Below are 17567 nucleotides of genomic sequence, written 5' to 3'. Positions count from 1 at the left end.
GATTGGCCCGAAAGACCGCTACCAGTTGGGCAGGCCGAGCTGCTTGGCCTGCTTGCGCACGTCGTCGTCATAGAGTTTCGCTGCCTCGGCCGGCTGGCGAATGCCGGAGCCGACCTCGACGGTGATCTGTTCGAGCGCCGGCCCCTTGACCGGCGACACGAATTCCAATGCCGGGGTCGTCATGCCCTTGGTGTCGAAATAGGGAAGCATGTCCTTTACGGCAGGCGGCACGTCGGCCGGCAGATCGCAGCCGTCGATCAGCGGGGGCCCCTGCACGGTATTGGTTTCCACCATGATCTTGCAGCCTTCGACGCTTCCGGCGAAGTCCACGAATTTCTTCGCTTCCTCGGCGTGCTGGCTGGTCAGGGGAATATAGAGGGCGGGCGGCATCCATACCGTCAGGCCGTTGGTCGCCGCATCATCGCTCGGCTGCGCGAAGAAACCGACATCTGCGAGGTTGTCGGGATAATTCTGCTTGAGCGCGCCGATGGCGAAGCTCAGCATCGGATAATGCGCGGCCTCACCGGTCGCGACCATTCTCAGGCCGTCATCATAGCTTGCCGCGCCGAAATCCTCGTTCATCAGGCCGGCGTCGTGAACGTCCTTCAGCCGTTCGAAGCCTTTCATCGCCGCCGGCGTCTCCGCGTATTTCGCCTTGTTGGCGGTATAGTCGGCGGCGAAATTCGGCACGGCGGCATGCAGATTGTAATAATCGGCCAGAACGAACAACTGCGACGTCCAGGTATCGCGATAGGTCTGCGCCACGGCGACCTTGCCGGAAGCCTTGATCTTCGCGTTATTGGCCATGAAGTCGGCCCATGTCTTCGGAACGGTAAGGCCGAGATCCTGATAGATTTTCCTGTTGTAGAGGATGCCGCCGGCCATCGCCGTGCCGAAAGGCACGCCGTAGAGCTTGTTATCGGCCCGGACGACCGACTTGAAGCCTTCGTCCACCTTCGCCTGCGATGGGAGACCGCTCAGATCGACAAGCGTCTGCGTCGGCTTCAGCGCCTGCAGGAGCGAGCCGGAATTATAGAGGAACACATCGGACATCTCCCCCGTCGCCAGGCGTGTCTTGATGATGTTGTCACCCTCGCCACCGCCTGCCCGCGGCTCGATTTCGATCGTCACGTCGGGCGCCTTGGCCTGGTAAGCGGCAACGAGGGCTTCGGCTGCCGCGACCGTGTCGGGATTGTTGTCGATCAGGAAAGACAGCGTGGTTTCCGCATGCGACGGGCTGGCCGCGATCAAGGCCAGAAGCGCCGATGCGCCGGCGAGTATGCGCTTTATCCGATGTGTCATGACGTTCCTCCTCTGAACGATGTGACGTGTATGCTCCTCAGGAATCCGGTAGCGAAAAGACCAGCCGGTGCGTGCCCGAGGGAAGAATGGCTTGCTCGCCGACAGGCTCGCCGTTGAGCGACGGGTTCTGGTGCCGCCACCCGGGCCGGAAGCGGCCGGTGCAGCCGTCCGGAAGGGTCAGCACATAGGTGACCTGGTTGCCGGTGCAATGCCAGCCGGCCTCGATGCGTCCCTGGCTGATGTCATGATGGGCTGAAACCGGTGACAGGGACGGAATCGGCGCGGGATCGACGACCACCTCGGCAAAGCCGGGTGCGTCCGGGTTCGGTGAAATTCCGGCGACGCTTTCGAACAGCCATTGGCAGACGGCACCATAGGCATAGTGGTTATAGCTGTTCATGTCGGGTTCGTAGATGGTGCCGTCGGGCGCCATCGAATCCCAGCGCTCCCAGATCGTCGTCGCTCCCTTCGAGACCTGATAGAGCCAGCCCGGCACATCCTCCTGCAGGAAGACCTTTTCGGCGAGATCGTCCATCCCGAGCTTCGTCAGCGCCGGCAGAAGGGCAGGCGTGCCGATGAAACCGGTACCGATCCTGTAGTCGGCGTCGATGATCACTTGGCGGAAATGCTGCTCAGCGGCTTGCCTATGTTCTGCCGGTATCAGCTCGTGGAGGAAAGCCAGCGCATAGGATGTCTGGTCGTTATGGGCCAGCCGTCCCGCCGGCGTGATGAACTCGTTGGCGAAGGCCGATCGGATCTCGCCGGCGCGCCGTTTCATCTCATTTTCAATCGTATGCTCGCCGAGAACGGCTGCGATCCTGGCCAGAAGGTCGGTCGAGATGAAGTGGTAGAGCGTGGCGGCGCAGTCGTCGGCAATGGTCGGACGAGGCTTGCGGTTGTCGCCGACCGGCTGCAGCCAGTCTCCGAAAGTAAAGCCGCGATCGCCCCAGCGCGACGGCGGGCGCACGAGCGGACCATCCGAGATCGACCAGACGAAATCGACCCAGCGAACCATGGAATTGAGGCACTCCGACAAAACCGCCCGGTCGCCATAATGGCTGTAGAGAACCCAGGGGATGACGACGATGGCGTCGCCCCAGCCGGTCGAGCCGGCATAACCTGGGAAATTGGCAGGATGCAGGCGGGTCGGATCCGGCGAAAAATGCGAGACGGCGCCATCCTCGCGCTGGTCGGCCATCACGTCGCGCAGATATTTCCTCAGGAACGACTGGCTGTCGCTCAGCCAGCAGGCGGTTGCGGCAAAGACCTGGGCATCGCCCGTCCAGCCCAGCCGTTCGTCGCGTTGCGGGCAATCCGTCGGTACTTCGACGAAATTGGCGCGCTGCGACCAGATGGTATTCTCAACGAGGCGGTTGACGAGCGGGTTGCCCGAGGTAAAGCCGCCAGCGGGCTCTGGCACCGACGAGATCGGCACGGAGGCGATGGCAAGGATCTCGGCATCGCCTGATATGGTCACCCTGGCATAGCGGAAACCTTGGAAGGTGAAATGCGGGGCGTAGGTCTCGTCGCCGTCGCCGGAGAGCGTATAGATGGTCTGCGCCACGGCCGTGCGATAATTGCGGTTGTCGAAGTGACGGTCGGGACCGAGCACTTCCGAATGCTCCACCCGCACTTCGGCGCCGGCAGCCCCGCGCACCGTATATCTGATATAACCACCGGCATTCTGGCCGAAATCATAGACGGTCCTGCCGTCGTCGGTCCAGCTTTCCACAGGGGCGAGCGGCGGCAATTCCCGCACCGCCGCGGTTTCATGGGCAACGAGCAACGCCTTGTCGAACGGCAATCTTTCCGTGCCATGGGTCTCGACAAGATTTTCCGCCCGGGCATCATACACCTCGCCGAAATAGATCCCCGACTTCAGGATCGGCAGAAGCCCGCTGCGCCATGTGGTGTCGGTGGAAAGAAGGGTGCCGCCCGGTCCGATCATCTCGGCGATGGCGCCGACCCTGTCGCCCCAGCAGTTCGGGATCGCCTTGGCGCCCCACATCAAAGGTGAGCGGTACCAGCCATCGGCAAGCCAGATCTCGATGCGGTTGAGGCCCGGCTTGAGCAGCTCCGAGACATCGTATCGCTGATAGGCGATGCGATCGTCGTAATTCGTCCAGCCCGGCGTCAGCAGGTCGTCGCCGACGCGGGTGCCGTTGATGAAGCAGCGGTAAAGGCCGAGGGCGGAGATGAACAGTTCGACCGGCAGGCCGGCGCCATCATGGTCGAAGCTTTTGGCGATGAAGCTTGCCGGCGTTCCCTGGCCGCCATCCGACAGCGGCGCGATCATATTTCCGGACCAGGGGCGCGAAACGCGATTGCCGCTGACGGCGGCCGGCTGAAAGTTCATCAAAACCTCCCGATGATTTGTAGAACGTTCTCCATATAACGTTCTACATTTTCTTCGGAAGCGCAATAGAAATTTCGTTGCCAGTCTGCCATGGTGGTGTTGCGGGCGATTGACGACCCGCAGCCGCAAGACAGAGATTTCATGCCCATCGACGACAAACAAACGCGACAACGAAACGATCGGGTGACGATCCGGACCGTGGCAGCCCATGCAGGCGTATCGGTCGCAGCGGTTTCCAAGGTGATGCGAAACGCCTACGGCGTCAGCGAAGCGCTGCGGGCAAAAGTGACCGACGCGATCGATGCGCTTGGATATCGCCCCTCGCGGGCTGCGCGGGGGCTGCGCGGCCGCAGTTTCACCATCGGCGTGCTCTTGATCGACATCCGCAACCCCTTTCTTCCGGAGGTGATTGCCGGCGTCAACGGCGTGCTGGCGCCGTCGCACTATCAGGCGATGATCGGCGTCAGCGATGCGCGGGTGCAGCTCGAGACGTCGCTGATCGAGTCGATGATCGACTACAAGATGGACGGCCTGATCCTGGTTGCGCCGCGCCTGCCCGCGGAGATCATCGCCAAGTTTGCGGTGCAGATCCCGATCGTCGCGGTCGGTTACCACGCTGCCGGCGCCACGGCCTTCGATACCGTCAACGCCGACGATCAGCGCGGGGCGGAGATTGCGGTGGAAGCGCTGCTTGCCTGCGGCTATCGCGACATCGAAATGCTCAGTCTCGGCGAGCGCGAGGGCCATGCGGTTTCGGTCGTGCGCCAGCGGGAGATCGGCTTCCGCCGGGCGATGCAGCGCGGGGGCTTGGGTTCCTCTGCGCCGATCGGCAAAATTCCGATCGCCTCTCCGAAGCGGGAAGAGGCGATGCGAAGGTTCCTATCGAGGAAGGACCGGCCGCGTGCCGTGTTTTGCTGGAGCGATCTCGACGCGATCACCCTGCTGAGCCTGGCGAGGGAGATGAACGTGCGTGTGCCCGAAGATCTCGCCGTCATCGGATATGACAACTCGTCGACGGCCGCCCTCGGGCTCGTCAATCTCGCCAGCATCGATCAGTCGGGCCGGGAGCTCGGTCAGGTCGCAACCCGGGCCCTGATTTCGAGAATTGAAGGCCGCAGCGCGGCCGAGCATATTTTCCAGATACCGTCGCTGGTCAGCCGCAACAGCCTGGTCCGGTCCAGAGACACGGAACAAGGCTGAAGGTAAGGCCGGCAGCGGCGCTCGACGCTTGCCGGCCGCAATTTGTCTCAGGCCGCCTGGCGGATCTTCGAGGGGCGCGTGGCAGCGGCCTTCTCGACCATGGCGGTGACTTCGGCGCGGCGCGCCCCGGACAGCGGCAGGCGCGGCATTCGCACGCGTTCGGAGCCGCGGCCCATGATCTGCTCGGCAAGCTTGATCGACTGCACGAGATCGTGCTCGGCATCGAGATGCAGCAGCGGCATGAACCAGCGATAGATCCTGCGGGCTTCTTCCCAGTCGCCGCGTTCGGCGGCAGCAACGAGCTGCACGGATTCCTCCGGAAAGGCGCTGGTCAGGCCGGAGACCCAGCCCTTGGCGCCGAGCATCAGGCCTTCGAGCGCGACGTCGTCGAGGCCGGCAAAGATATCGAACCGATCGCCGAACTCATTGATGAGATCGGTGAAGCGGCGCGGATCCGGCGCACTTTCCTTGACCGCTTTGATATTCGGCACGTCGGCCAGCACCTTCAGCACATCGGCGCCGATGTTGACGCGGTAGGCCGGCGGGTTGTTGTAGAGCATGATCGGCAGCGAGGTCGCTTCGGCGACGGCGCGGAAATGCGCAATCAGCTCTTCCGGCTTCGGCACATAGACCATGGCCGGCAACAGCATCAGCCCGTCGGCGCCGAGCTTTTCGGCGTCGCGGGCATAGGCGACGGCACGGCGCGTGTCGAATTCGGACACACCTGTCACAACCGGAACGCGGCCGTTGACGACCTCGACAGCGGCTTTCAGGATCGTGCGCTTCTCATCGGGATCGAGCGAATTGTTCTCGCCGCAGGTGCCCATGACGATCAGCCCGTTGACGCCGTCATTGACAAGCGCGTCCTGGACGCGCTGGGTCGCGGTCAGATCCACCGACAGATCTTCGTTGAATTGCGTCGTTACGGCGGGAAATACGCCCTTCCATCCTGTTGTCATCGATCGAAACTCCGTTAAGATTGACCTCGTTATATACAAACTGTCGACAAGACTCAATCCGGCTTGATGCGGAAATTTGAAGACGGAAGACTGTCGTTGCAGGAATCGGCGGAAACGCCATACAAGGCTGTCATGACAGGGGAGGGACGGATGCAGAACGAGGCGGAAAATGTGCGGGTGCGGGGCTCCGGCACGCAGAGCGTCTATGCCAAGCTGCGCCGGGAAATCCTGTCGATGGCACTGGAACCCGGTAGTCCGCTCGACGAGGTTCGGCTGTCGGAACGCTTCGGGATGTCGAGGACTCCCATTCGCGAGGCGCTGTTGCGGCTTGCCGCCGAGGGGCTTGTCACGACACTGCCGAACCGGAACACGATCGTGGCGATGATCGATTTCGCAAGCCTGCCGACCTATTTCGAAGCGCTGACGCTGATGTATCGGGTGACCACGCGCGGGGCAGCCCAACGGCGGAACGAAGCCATCATGAAGACCATCCGCCGGCATCAGAAGGATTTCGCCGACGCCGTTGCCGCGCGCGACGCCTATGCGATGATCGAGGCGAACCGCGAATTTCACGTGGCGATCGCCGAGCTTGCCGGCAATTCCTATTATACGACCTTCTTCGCCAGGCTGCTCGACGAAGGCCGGCGCATCCTTCGCCTTTATTATTCGACCTTCGACGACCGACTGCCGCGCCAGTATGTCGACGAACACGAGGAAATCATTGCCGCCATTGAGGCCGGCGACGCCGAGCGGGCCGACCGGCTGGCGATCGCTCATGCCGGGCAGATCGTCCGCCAGATCCAAGATTATATCGCCCGCGACCTCGACCGGCCGGTGGCGATCAACCTATCTTGACAGGCGTGGGTCAGAAGCGTCCGGGACAGAGGTGAGCGGAACAGAAAAGCAGGAAAACAACATGTCGTGGCGCCACCCCGTACCCCGCATCACCGAGAATGAACGACAAGCCCGCCTTGCCAGGCTTCGAGAAGCGATCGAAGCCGACGGACTGGCCGGCCTGCTTCTCGGCCCGAGCGAAAGCCTGCGTTACTTCACCGGGCTCGTCTGGCATCCGAGCGAAAGGTTCCTCGGCGCGCTGATCACACCCGCGGCCATCTTTTATATCGTTCCCGGTTTCGAGCGCAGCCGCGTCGAAACGCTGCCGCATCTGCCGGGGGAAATCCTGGTCTGGGAAGAGGAGGAAAGCAGTGCCGCGCTCATCGCCCGGCTTGTCGGCCAGGGCGGCAGGCTCGCCCTCGACGATGGTTTGCCGCTGTTCTTCTATCACGCCTTGGCAGCGGCGATGAGCGCCGAAAGGCTTGCCGATGGCGGCCGGCTGATCCGCGATCTGCGGCGGATCAAATCGGACGCCGAGATCGCCCTCATCCAATATGCGATGACCCTGACGCTCGACATCCACAGGCAAGTGCATGCGCTGTTGAGACCGGGCATCAGCTCATCCGAGGTGGTCGATTTCATCGATCGGCAGCATCGCCAGGCCGGCGCCGATGCCGGCTCGACATTCTGCATCGTCTCCTTCGGGCTAGCGACCTCGCTGCCGCACGGCGCCGACGGCGATCAGGTCCTGGGCGACGACGACGTCGTTCTCATCGACACCGGCTGCCGGATCGACGGTTATCATTCCGATATCACCAGAACCTATATGCTCGGCGGCGGCAATGGCGACTTCGAACGCGCCTGGTGGATTGAACGCGAGGCGCAGCAGGCCGTCTTCGACGCAGCCCGGATCGGCGCCGCCTGCGCAAGCCTCGACGATGCGGCCCGCAAGGTGCTCGCCAAACATTGCCTCGGCCCCGACTACCGGCTGCCGGGATTGCCGCATCGCGCCGGTCATGGCCTCGGGCTCGAGATCCACGAGGAGCCCTATATCGTTCGCGGCAACGACACGCCGCTTGCGGCCGGCATGTGTTTTTCCAACGAACCGATGATCGTCTTTCCCGAAAAATTCGGGATCCGGTTGGAGGATCATATCTATATGACCGCGGAGGGGCCGCGCTGGTTCACCGATCCGGCGGCGGGACCGACCGAGCCGTTCTCCTGAGCGGGCGTGGTTCGCCCGCTCGACGCCATCAGCAGCCTTCAATCCTGAAGGCCGGCGGCATTCCTCGCCTTGAGCTTGACCTCGATGACCGGCACTACGACCTTGGGTCGGCGCACGGGCAGCACGAACGTCAACTCGTCCTCGGCGACGGGGAACTGGGTATTTGCCCACAACGTATTGGCGGACGGCTGCAGCCAGGTGACTTCGCTGCCGTCATGCAGGAATTGCGCATATTCGATCTTGCCGGCCAGCGCATCGAAATGCAGATGCTTATAGGGCCAGTTGAAGAGGTGGATATAGAGGCGATCGCCGTTCTGGGTCAGGCGGCAATCGGGCGGCGCGGCGAAATCGGACTGGGTGCAGCCGACGATGCTGCGCTCGTGCAGCGCCATCCACTCCTCATAGGCGGAAAGCGCCGATAGGGCGCGATGGTCGAGCGTGCCGCGCGCCGTCGGCCCGACATTCATCAAAAGATTGCCGCCGATGGCGACTGTGCCGACCAGCATCTGCACCAGTTGCTCCGTGCTTTTCCAGGTATCCTCGTCGCGGTGATAACCCCAGGAGCCGCTGAGCGTCTGGCAGGCTTCCCAGACGACCCGCCTGCCGTCGCGTTTCGGCCAGGCGCGCGGCATATATTGTTCCGGCGTGACGATGTCGGGCTGCAGGCCGGCGAGGTCGAGCCGGTTGTTGATGATGATATCGGGGGCAAGCTCGCGCACCAGACGCACGAGTTTCTCGCTTTCCCAATCTTGATGGCCCTTGCCGACCAGCTCTCCGAGCTTCCACTGCGGATAGCTGAAATCGAACCACATGATGTCGATCTGTCCGAACCCGGTCAGCAACTCGCGCACCTGCTCGCGCATGAAAGCGGCGTAGCGGCTGATGTCGCGGGCTTCATTGATCTTCATGGCATCTGGGTGATTGCGCTGCGGGTGGCGCGGATCGACGGTGAAGTCGGGATGGTGCCAGTCGATCAGCGAATAGTAGAATCCGATCCTCAGGCCCTCGGCGCGGAAGGCGTCGACGAAAGGCCTCAGCAGATCTTTTCCGTAAGGCGTGTTGGTCACCTTGAAATCGGTGGCCTTGGTGTCCCAGAGGCAGAACCCTTCATGATGCTTGGTCGTCAGCACCACATATTTCATACCGGCGGCCCTGGCGCGTCTTGCCCATTCCCTGGGGTCGTAGAGGTCTGGATCGAAATGGTCGAAATATTTCTGATAGTCGGCGTCGCTCAGTTCTTCGCGGCTCTTGACCCATTCGTGGCGTGCCGGCAAGGCATAGAGCCCCCAATGCACGAACATGCCGAACCGGTCGTGAACGAACCAGGCCTTCTTCTCCTCGGGCAAGGCCAGTGACTGCAGATTATCGGCATCCATGGGTATTCCTCCTGTTGGGATTGGAATCAGGTCGTTTCGCGGACAATGAGTTCGGGGACGATGACGATGCCGTGCTGGCGGTTCTTGGTGGCGATGCGGCTGAGCAGCAGGCGTACGGCTTCCTCTCCCATTTCCCGCTTCTGCACCCTGAGCGTGGTCAGCGCCGGCGACAGCAGTTCGGCCGTCGGAATGTCGTCGAAACCGATGAGCGCAATCTGCCCGGGGATCGAAATGCCGGCAGCCCGGCAGGCCTTCATGGCGCCGATCGCATTGAGGTCGTTGTAGCAGACGAGGGCGTCGATCCCGGGCGTGTCCGCCAGCAGTTGCGCCGCCGCTGTCTGTCCCGCCGCCGCGGTGGGATCGCAGTAGACGATTCCTTCTGCCTTCAGCCCGTGGGAGGCCAGCGTCTTGCGAATGCCGACGAGGCGGCTCTTGCCGCCGAAGGAGCTGCGCGGCCCTGCGACGATCGCGATCTTGCGCCGCCCACGCTCGACCAGATGGTCGATGGCCCGTGACGCGCCGGTCTCGTAGTCGGTGACGATGGTTCCGGCGATTTCGGTCGGAGCCTCGCGGTTGATGAGCACCACCGCCCGATGCGGCGCCAGCGCCTTGTGAAGCGCGGCGTCGGGCAGCCGCGCGCTGCAGACGATGATGCCGTCGACCCGATGCCTGAGCAGCGTCTCGATCAGTTCCTCCTCCCGCTTGCTGCTCTCGACGACATTCGACAGAAGCAGGTTGTAGCCGGCGGCACTTGCCGCATCCTCGGCGCCTCGGATCACTTCAGGAAAGAATGGGTTGGTGATGTCGGGAACGAGAAGGCCGATGGTCTTCGATCGATCGGACCGCAGCCCGCGCGCAAAGGGATTGGGCCGATAATTGAGTTCGTTCGCCGCCAGGAGAATGCGCTGGGTGGTTTCCGCGCTGGCGCCGCCCTGGTCGTTGAGGACGCGCGATACCGTCATCGGTGACACGCCTGCGGCGCGGGCGACATCGGCGATGGTGATCTTGGATTCTGGCTCTTTGGGCGTGCGCAATGGGGCGGTCTCTGTCGCGGCAAGTTTTTACGATAACGATAACTAACACAATTTCCTCGAAAGCCAAGTCAATGCTGGTGTTGATCAGGCTTCCGAGAATCTCTTTGACAAGAGTTAACGGTAACGATAACGTTAGGGAAAGAGGAGAATACGTTAACGATAACCTAGAGTGAAATCTTTGGGAGGAGAGAATGCAACACGTCAGTATTCTACGGCGGCAGGTCGTTTCCACCGTTGCCGCGGCGATCCTCATCGGCGCAGGTTGGGCCGGCGCCGCCTTCGGCTTCCAGGAGTCGCCTGATCTCAAGGCGCTGGTCGATGCCGGCAAGCTGCCGCCTGTGGAAAAACGCCTGCCGAAGGAACCGCTGGTGCTGACGCCGCTCGAATCGGTCGGCACCTATGGCGGCACCTGGCGTACGGCGACCTTCGGCGGCGGCGACAGCGAGATCGAGCGTTCGATTGGCTATACGAGGCTGGTCCGCTGGAACCCGGAATGGACCGAGGTGATTCCCGACATCGCCAAGAGCGTCGAGGTCAATGACAATGCGACCGAATATACGTTCACCCTGCGTGAAGGCACGCGCTGGTCGGACGGCGAACCTTTTACCGCCGACGATCTGGTGTGGTGGAACGAAAACGTGCTGCGCAATACCAAGATCACGCCGGCCGCACCCGACTGGCTGACCGCAGGCGGGCAGACCGTCAAGGTCGAAAAGCTCGCCGGCGACAAGGTCGTCTTCAAGTTCGCTGCACCGAACGGCCTGTTCCTGATGAACATGGCGACCGTGCGCGGTTCCGACATCCTGGCGGCCGCGCCGGCGCATTACCTCAAGCAGTTCCACAAGGATTTCAATCCCGACGGCATCGACGCCCTGGTGAAGGCGGCGGGTGCCACCGACTGGGTCCAGCTCTTCAACAACAAGATCGGCTTTCCCGGCCGCTGGCGTGATCTCGGCCGCCCGACGCTCGACGCCTGGGTGCTGACCGCGCCCTATAATGGCACCACCCAGGTCGTTGCCGAGCGCAATCCCTATTATGCCAAGGTGGATACCGCAGGAAACCAGCTGCCTTACTTCGATCGCATTACCATCGACGTGATGCAGGATACCCAGGCAATCATCCTGAAGGCGATCAGCGGCGAAATCGACATGCAGAACCGCTTCATCGAGACGACGGATGCCCGCACCGTGATCGTACAGAACCAGCAGAAAGCCGGCTACGGCCTGTTCATCGCCCGGCCGGCATGGTCGAACGCCCTGCTGATCACCCTCAACCAGACCCACAAGAATCCGGCGCTGCGCGCCGTCTTTTCCAACAAGGATTTCCGCATCGGCCTCAGCTACGCCATCAACCGCGAGGAGCTCAACCAGCTGATCTATGCCGGGCAGGCCAAGCCCTATCAGGCGGCACCCCGCGAAGGCACCGCGCTCTACGACGAGAAGATGGCGACACAGTATCTGGAATATAATGTCGATCTTGCCAATCAGTATCTCGACAAGGCGGGCATCAGCAAACGTGACGCCGAAGGCTATCGTCTCGGTCAGGACGGCAAGCGGATCACCTTTGCGATCGATGCCCTGACCGGAAGCCCGATCCAGGTCGATGCGCTCGAGATGATCCAGCGCTATTGGCGGGCTGTCGGCATCGACATGCAGCCGCGCCCGGCCGAACGGTCGCTGATCTTCTCCCGCCTGCAGAACAACGACAATGACGGCCTGGGATGGGTCGGCGGCGGCGGTTACGACTTCCTCGGCCTGCTCGATCCCAAATGGTACTTCCCGCACGAATATGAATCGAGTTTCGCCACCGCCTGGGGCCTCTACTACCAGAACCCCAAGGATCCGAACGCCGAGGAGCCGAGCCCGGCCGCCAAGAAGCAGATGGATCTCTACCGGCAGGTGCAGGAAGCCCCGACGCTCGAAAAGCAGCTCGCCGCCATGAAGGAGCTGCTGGCGATCACCCGTGACGAATTCTACGTCATCGGCACCAACCTGGAGCCGGACCGCGTCGGCATCGTCAAGACCAACATGCACAACGTGCCCAAGGTCATTCCCAGCACGTCCTTCTACATGACGCCGGGACCGGCAAAGCCGGAGACCTTCTACTACCAGCAGTAACGCGCGCGACCGACAGGGATGGCGTCTACAGGCGCCATCCCCTCAACCAGCCCAGTCCCAATCATCCAATCCGATCGGTGAATGCCGGTCGAAGGAGCTAGACCATGGCCGGCTTCATCATCAGACGTCTGATTTACATGATCCCGATGATGTTCGCGATTTCGATCGTCACCTTCATCATCATCCAGCTGCCGCCGGGCGACTTCCTGACCGCGATGACCGCGCGTCTGGCTTCGCAGAACGAAACGATCGATCCCAGCGTCATCGCCGGCCTGCGCGAGCGCTATGGCCTCGACCAGCCCTGGGCGGTGCAATATTGGAAATGGATCAGCGGCATCCTGCTGCGCGGCGATTTCGGCCAGTCCCTCGATTGGAACAAGCCGGTCAGCGAGCTGATCTGGGCGCGCATGGGCATGACGATGGTGGTCTCGATCACGACGCTGCTCTTCGTCTGGGCGGTGGCCTTTCCGATCGGCATCTATTCGGCCGTGCGGCAATATTCGGTAGGAGACTACGTCGCTACCTTCTTCGGCTTTCTCGGCCTTGCCATTCCGAATTTCCTGTTGGCGCTCGTGCTGATGTATGTTTCGGCGCAATATTTCGGCCAAAGCGTCGGCGGGCTGTTTTCACCCACCTATATCAATGCCGCCTGGAGCTGGGCCAAGCTCGGCGATCTCGTCTCGCATATGTGGATCCCGGTCGTCGTGCTCGGCACCGGCGCCACGGCGGCGCTGATCCGCATCATGCGCGCCAATCTGCTTGACGAGCTCAACAAGCCCTATGTCGACATGGCGCGGGCCCGGGGTTTGAGCGAAATCCGGCTGCTGCTCAAATATCCGGTGCGGGTGGCGCTCAACCCTTTCGTCTCCACCGTCGGCTGGGTGCTACCGCACCTCGTCTCCGGCTCGGTGGTGGTCTCGATCGTGCTCAGCCTGCCAATCACCGGGCCGCTGCTGCTCAACGCGCTCTTTGCCCAGGACATGTATCTGGCCGGCACCTTCATCCTGCTGATGAGCATGCTGACGCTGATCGGCACGCTGATCTCGGACCTGCTGCTCGCCTGGCTCGATCCCCGCATTCGCAACGGCTGAAGGACGATAGATATGACCGATCAAGCCATCGCGCTCGCGCCTGAAGTGATCCGGAATTCCGACGCCGTCGCCGGGCAGTGGAAACTGATCTGGCGGCGCTTCTGCCGCCACCGGCTGGCGCTTGCCGCCGGCGTCGTCATCTTCCTGATCTACATGGTCGCCCTGTTTGCTGAGGTTCTCGCGCCGGTTTCGTCGCAGACCTACGATTCCCGCTACACCTATGCGCCGCCGCAGCAGATCAGATTCGCCGGCCGCGACGCGGCCGGGCAGTTTCATCCGCTTTATGTCAACGGTTATTCGATGAAGGTCGACCCGATCGCCCTCAGCCGCAATTACGTCGCCGATCCGGCCGTCGTCATCCCCATCGGCTTCTTCGTCAAGGGCGAACCCTATCGGCTCTGGGGCCTGTTCGATCTCGACCGGCACCTGATCGGCCCGGTCGAGGCGGGCAAACCGTTCTATCTGTTCGGCGCCGACCGGCTCGGCCGCGACGTCTTCAGCCGGACGGTGCATGGCACCCGTGTTTCGATGTCCGTCGGCCTGATCGGGGTGGCGATCAGCCTGATCCTCGGCATCATCCTTGGCGGCATCTCCGGGCTCTATGGCGGCTGGGTGGACGATGTCATCCAGCGCTCTATCGAACTCATCAACTCGATCCCGACCATTCCGCTGTGGATGGGCCTTGCGGCCGCCGTTCCGATCAGCGCCGATCCGATCCTGGTCTATCTCTGGATCACGGTCATCCTGTCGCTGATCGGCTGGACCGACCTCGCGCGTGTGGTGCGCGGTCGCTTCCTGTCGCTGAAGACCGAGGACTTCGTGATCGCCGCCGGCCTCGATGGCTGTTCGCGGATCATCTGGCGGCATATGGTTCCGTCTTTCATGAGCCACATCATCGCCTCGGTGACGCTCGCCATCCCGACGATGATCCTGGCCGAAACCGCGCTCTCCTTCTTGGGCATCGGCCTGCGCCCGCCTGTCGTCAGCTGGGGCGTGCTGCTTCAGGAAGCGCAGAACATCCTCGCGGTCTCGAGTGCGCCATGGCTGTTTCTTCCCGGTATCGCGGTGATCGTCACCGTGCTCGCCCTCAATTTCCTCGGTGATGGATTACGTGATGCTGCAGATCCCTATGAATACTGACTCCAACTTCGCTGCCGCTGGCGGACGCCGCGCCGATCGCGACGCGCTGATCGAGGTCGACGACCTCAGGACCCATTTCTTTGGCGGCGCGGGCACGGTGAGGGCGGTCGACGGCATCTCCTTTTCCATCCCGCGCGGCAAGACGGTCTGCGTCGTCGGCGAATCCGGTTCGGGTAAGAGCATCACCGGCCGCTCGATCCTCAACCAGGTTCCGCGTGGCGGGCGGATCGTCTCGGGCGCGATCCGCTACCGGCCCGATCCGGCAGCCCCCGCCATTGATCTCGCGAGGCTCGACCCGCGCGGCCGCGACATGCGGGCGATCCGCGGCGCCCAGATCGGCCTGATCAGCCAGGAGCCGATGGCAGCGCTTTCTCCCGTCCATACGATCGGCAACCAGATGGTGGAGGTGATCCGCCTGCATCTGAAGATGGGAAAGAAGGAGGCGCGCGAACACGCGATCGAGACATTGGCGCTGGTGGGAATCCCCCGGCCGGCCGAGCGCATGGAAAGCTATGCCTTCCAGTTTTCGGGCGGCATGCGCCAACGCGTCTGCATTGCGCTGGCGCTCGCCTGTCGTCCGAAGCTCCTGATCGCCGACGAGCCGACCACGGCGCTTGATGTGACCACCCAGGCCAATATCCTCGATCTGCTCGCCTCGCTGCAGGCTGAATTCGGGCTCTCCGTGCTGTTCGTCACCCACGATCTCGGTGTGGTGGCCGAGATCGCCGACGAGGTCGTCGTCATGTATGTCGGCCGGGTCGTGGAGGCGGGCGATGTCGACACGATCTTCCACGCGCCGGCCCATCCCTACACCAAGGCGCTGCTGCAATCCGTGCCGCGTATGCATGGGGCGCCCAGCGAACGGCTCGCGGTCATCGAGGGCATGGTGCCCTCGCGTTTCGCCCGGCCCGAGGGCTGCAGCTTTCATCCGCGCTGCCAGCAGGCGAGGGCGGGCCTCTGCGACCGCAAGGACCCCCAATCCGTTGTCATCGGTGAGGGGCATGTCGCCAGCTGTCTGCTTTACGAGGGAGGACTGTGATGACCGGTTCCGCGACATCACGCAGCCCGCTGCTCGAACTCGACGATCTCAGGATGCATTTCCCCATTCGCAAGGGGGCGTTCCGGCAGGTGGTCGGGCATGTCAAGGCGGTCGACGGCGTTTCGCTTCGTGTCGAGGACGGCGAGACGCTCGGCATCGTCGGCGAATCCGGTTGCGGCAAGTCGACGCTTGCCCGCACCGTCCTGCGCATCTACCGGCCAACCAGCGGAGAAATCCGCTATCGCGACCGCAGCGGCGGCACGGTCGATCTCGCGGCGCTGTCGGGTCCCGCGCTGAAGGACATTCACCGCGATTTGCGCATGGTGTTCCAGGACCCGCAATCCTCGCTCAACCCGCGCCTTCCGGTGATCGACATCATCGGCGAGGTCTTGAGCGTCAACGGCATCGTCAAGGGCCGGGAACTCGAGCACCGGGTCGCCGATCTCATGCAGAGCGTCGGCCTGCGCCCCGAATATATGCGCCGCTATCCCCATGCTTTCTCGGGCGGCGAGCGCCAGCGCATCGGCATCGCCCGGGCGCTGGCGTCCAATCCGCGCCTGGTGATCGCCGACGAAGCCGTCTCGGCGCTCGATGTCAGCGTGCAGGCGCAAACCATCAACCTGCTGCAGGACCTGCAGGAACAGTTCGGCCTGACCTATCTTTTCGTCGCTCATGACCTCTCGGTCGTCAGGCACATCTCGGACAACATCGCCGTCATGTATGTCGGCCATGTCGTCGAAAAGGCGCCGACCGAGCAGATCTTTTCGCGCCCGCTCCACCCTTACACCGAAGCGCTGCTCTCGGCCGTGCCGATCGCCGATCCGCGGCTGCGCCGCCATGGCCAGCGCATCCGGCTGGCGGGCGAGGTTGCCGATCCCGCCCATCCGCCGCCCGGCTGCGCCTTTCATCCGCGCTGCCGCTACGCCACCGCGCTTTGCAAGCAGGAGGTGCCGGCTCTGCGCACCGTCACCGACGATGGGCACGCCGTCGCCTGCCATCACGCCGAAGCCTTGAACCTCAATCCCTTTGCCGACCGTACCGTTCCGGAGTTCAACTGATGCCCGATTTCATTCCACGCTCCGAGCAGCGTCCTATTGTGGATACCTCCTCCAAGACGCTCGATCTCATCTATTTCGATCTCGTCACGCTCGCCTCCAACGAGCAGGACATCCGCCGTCTGCCCGCACACGAAAGCCTCTACGTCGTGCTGTCTGGCCAGGTGGATATCGAGGTGGACGACATCATGTTCGAAGCCGTGGGCCGGCGGGCCGATATCTGGGGAGGCGATGCGGACTCGGTTTACGCGCCGGTCGGCGCCAATGTCCGGGTATCGGCTCACGGCGGTCTGGCGGAAGTCGCCATCGCCGGCGGCCGTTGCGACAGGCGCCACGCGCCGTTCCGGGTGACGCCCGACGAAGTCGACGCGGTCAATGTCGGCTCGCCTGACACGCACAGCCAGCGGCGGATCGTCCATCTGCTCGGCCAGCGGCAGAACGGGCGCTGCGGCAACCTGCTGGTGAGCGAACTCTATGCCGGCGAAGGCTGCTGGTCCGGCTATCCCCCTCACAAGCACGATACCGAAGACGGCGATGCCGAGACGCTGCATGAGGAACTCTATCACTACCGATTCCAGCCGGAGACCGGCTTCGGCAGCCAGATCACCTATGACGAGGATGGCCCGGTCAAGATCCTGATGACCCGGCACGGCGACACCTTCCTGCTCGATCGAGGCTACCACCCGACGGTCACCTCCCCGGGGCATCGCGGCTATATCTTCACCATCCTCGTCGGCAAGCACCGCCGCGGGTTGATCCAGCGCTTCGATCCCGCCCATCAGCATCTGACCAAAACCATCCCCGGCATCGATGCGATGCGCGACAAGTTCAAATAATCC

At 62.8% G+C, this 17567-nt stretch carries 14 protein-coding genes; 9 read left to right on the top strand and 5 right to left on the bottom strand.

Annotation, left to right across the window (positions count from 1 at the left end; all coding sequences use genetic code 11):
- Nucleotides 1–18 precede the first annotated feature (18 nt).
- Nucleotides 19–1302 carry an ABC transporter substrate-binding protein gene (locus CO666_RS09905; RefSeq protein ID WP_097611905.1) on the bottom strand — a complete coding sequence of 428 codons (1284 nt, stop codon included), beginning with the start codon at nucleotides 1300–1302 and terminating at the stop codon, nucleotides 19–21.
- A gap of 37 nt (nucleotides 1303–1339) precedes the next feature.
- Nucleotides 1340–3658 (bottom strand): alpha-L-rhamnosidase, encoded by a 2319-nt coding sequence (locus CO666_RS09900; protein WP_097611904.1) that lies wholly within the window; start codon nucleotides 3656–3658, stop codon nucleotides 1340–1342.
- Nucleotides 3659–3799: 141 nt separating this feature from the next.
- Here CO666_RS09900 and CO666_RS09895 point away from each other — a divergent pair, with 141 nt between their 5' ends.
- Nucleotides 3800–4858 carry a LacI family DNA-binding transcriptional regulator gene (locus CO666_RS09895; protein WP_097612219.1) on the top strand — a complete coding sequence of 353 codons (1059 nt, stop codon included), beginning with the start codon at nucleotides 3800–3802 and terminating at the stop codon, nucleotides 4856–4858.
- Between the two features lie 47 nt (nucleotides 4859–4905).
- Here the strand turns inward: CO666_RS09895 and CO666_RS09890 are convergent, their stop codons facing one another.
- Nucleotides 4906–5817, bottom strand: coding sequence for a dihydrodipicolinate synthase family protein (locus tag CO666_RS09890; RefSeq protein WP_097611903.1), 912 nt, complete (start codon nucleotides 5815–5817; stop codon nucleotides 4906–4908).
- Nucleotides 5818–5967: 150 nt separating this feature from the next.
- On the opposite strand from CO666_RS09890, the gene CO666_RS09885 reads away from it, so the two are divergent.
- Nucleotides 5968–6672 carry a GntR family transcriptional regulator gene (locus CO666_RS09885; protein ID WP_097611902.1) on the top strand — a complete coding sequence of 235 codons (705 nt, stop codon included), beginning with the start codon at nucleotides 5968–5970 and terminating at the stop codon, nucleotides 6670–6672.
- A 61-nt stretch (nucleotides 6673–6733) separates the two neighbouring features.
- A complete protein-coding gene (locus tag CO666_RS09880; RefSeq protein WP_097611901.1) occupies nucleotides 6734–7876 on the top strand; it encodes a M24 family metallopeptidase in 1143 nt (380 codons plus the stop codon).
- A 38-nt stretch (nucleotides 7877–7914) separates the two neighbouring features.
- Here CO666_RS09880 and CO666_RS09875 read toward each other — a convergent pair whose 3' ends face one another.
- Nucleotides 7915–9252: an alpha-L-fucosidase gene (locus tag CO666_RS09875; RefSeq protein WP_097611900.1), complete on the bottom strand. Its 1338-nt coding sequence runs from the start codon at nucleotides 9250–9252 to the stop codon at nucleotides 7915–7917.
- A 26-nt stretch (nucleotides 9253–9278) separates the two neighbouring features.
- Complete coding sequence (locus CO666_RS09870) at nucleotides 9279–10286, bottom strand: LacI family DNA-binding transcriptional regulator (protein WP_097611899.1); 1008 nt, start codon at nucleotides 10284–10286, stop codon at nucleotides 9279–9281.
- Nucleotides 10287–10477: 191 nt separating this feature from the next.
- Between CO666_RS09870 and CO666_RS09865 the strand changes: the two genes are divergently transcribed.
- The 6 genes from CO666_RS09865 (at nucleotide 10478) to CO666_RS09840 (ending at nucleotide 17564) form a co-directional block, all read left to right on the top strand.
- Nucleotides 10478–12403, top strand: a complete 1926-nt coding sequence (locus CO666_RS09865) for an ABC transporter substrate-binding protein (RefSeq protein ID WP_097611898.1) — start codon at nucleotides 10478–10480, stop codon at nucleotides 12401–12403.
- Between the two features lie 104 nt (nucleotides 12404–12507).
- Nucleotides 12508–13494, top strand: a complete 987-nt coding sequence (locus tag CO666_RS09860) for an ABC transporter permease (protein ID WP_097611897.1) — start codon at nucleotides 12508–12510, stop codon at nucleotides 13492–13494.
- Between the two features lie 12 nt (nucleotides 13495–13506).
- The gene (locus CO666_RS09855) at nucleotides 13507–14634 is read left to right on the top strand and encodes an ABC transporter permease (RefSeq protein ID WP_097611896.1); all 1128 of its coding nucleotides are present in this window, start codon (nucleotides 13507–13509) and stop codon (nucleotides 14632–14634) included.
- On the top strand, nucleotides 14624–15673 hold the full coding sequence (locus tag CO666_RS09850) for an ABC transporter ATP-binding protein (protein WP_097611895.1): 1050 nt from the start codon (nucleotides 14624–14626) through the stop codon (nucleotides 15671–15673). Before CO666_RS09855 ends, CO666_RS09850 begins: the two co-directional genes overlap by 11 nt.
- A complete protein-coding gene (locus CO666_RS09845; protein WP_097611894.1) occupies nucleotides 15673–16731 on the top strand; it encodes an ABC transporter ATP-binding protein in 1059 nt (352 codons plus the stop codon). The genes CO666_RS09850 and CO666_RS09845 overlap by 1 nt, the downstream gene beginning before the upstream one ends.
- Nucleotides 16731–17564, top strand: coding sequence for a 5-deoxy-glucuronate isomerase (locus CO666_RS09840; protein ID WP_097611893.1), 834 nt, complete (start codon nucleotides 16731–16733; stop codon nucleotides 17562–17564). Before CO666_RS09845 ends, CO666_RS09840 begins: the two co-directional genes overlap by 1 nt.
- Nucleotides 17565–17567: the final 3 nt, after the last annotated feature.

The organism is Rhizobium chutanense, assembly GCF_002531935.1.
Taxonomy (GTDB): Bacteria; Pseudomonadota; Alphaproteobacteria; order Rhizobiales; family Rhizobiaceae; genus Rhizobium; species Rhizobium chutanense.
This window is presented reverse-complemented; position numbering and strand designations above follow the sequence as displayed.

What these genes read in the sequence shown, in the direction of transcription:
- CO666_RS09860 (WP_097611897.1), top strand. Translation starts at nt 12,508, where the DNA reads ATGGCCGGCTTCATCATCAGACGTCTGATTTACATGATCCCGATGATG.
- CO666_RS09880 (WP_097611901.1), top strand. Translation starts at nt 6,734, where the DNA reads ATGTCGTGGCGCCACCCCGTACCCCGCATCACCGAGAATGAACGACAA.
- CO666_RS09855 (WP_097611896.1), top strand. Translation starts at nt 13,507, where the DNA reads ATGACCGATCAAGCCATCGCGCTCGCGCCTGAAGTGATCCGGAATTCC.
- CO666_RS09865 (WP_097611898.1), top strand. Translation starts at nt 10,478, where the DNA reads ATGCAACACGTCAGTATTCTACGGCGGCAGGTCGTTTCCACCGTTGCC.
- CO666_RS09895 (WP_097612219.1), top strand. Translation starts at nt 3,800, where the DNA reads ATGCCCATCGACGACAAACAAACGCGACAACGAAACGATCGGGTGACG.
- CO666_RS09885 (WP_097611902.1), top strand. Translation starts at nt 5,968, where the DNA reads ATGCAGAACGAGGCGGAAAATGTGCGGGTGCGGGGCTCCGGCACGCAG.
- CO666_RS09905 (WP_097611905.1), bottom strand. Translation starts at nt 1,302, where the DNA reads ATGACACATCGGATAAAGCGCATACTCGCCGGCGCATCGGCGCTTCTG.
- CO666_RS09845 (WP_097611894.1), top strand. Translation starts at nt 15,673, where the DNA reads ATGACCGGTTCCGCGACATCACGCAGCCCGCTGCTCGAACTCGACGAT.
- CO666_RS09850 (WP_097611895.1), top strand. Translation starts at nt 14,624, where the DNA reads ATGAATACTGACTCCAACTTCGCTGCCGCTGGCGGACGCCGCGCCGAT.
- CO666_RS09875 (WP_097611900.1), bottom strand. Translation starts at nt 9,252, where the DNA reads ATGGATGCCGATAATCTGCAGTCACTGGCCTTGCCCGAGGAGAAGAAG.
- CO666_RS09890 (WP_097611903.1), bottom strand. Translation starts at nt 5,817, where the DNA reads ATGACAACAGGATGGAAGGGCGTATTTCCCGCCGTAACGACGCAATTC.
- CO666_RS09900 (WP_097611904.1), bottom strand. Translation starts at nt 3,658, where the DNA reads ATGAACTTTCAGCCGGCCGCCGTCAGCGGCAATCGCGTTTCGCGCCCC.
- CO666_RS09840 (WP_097611893.1), top strand. Translation starts at nt 16,731, where the DNA reads ATGCCCGATTTCATTCCACGCTCCGAGCAGCGTCCTATTGTGGATACC.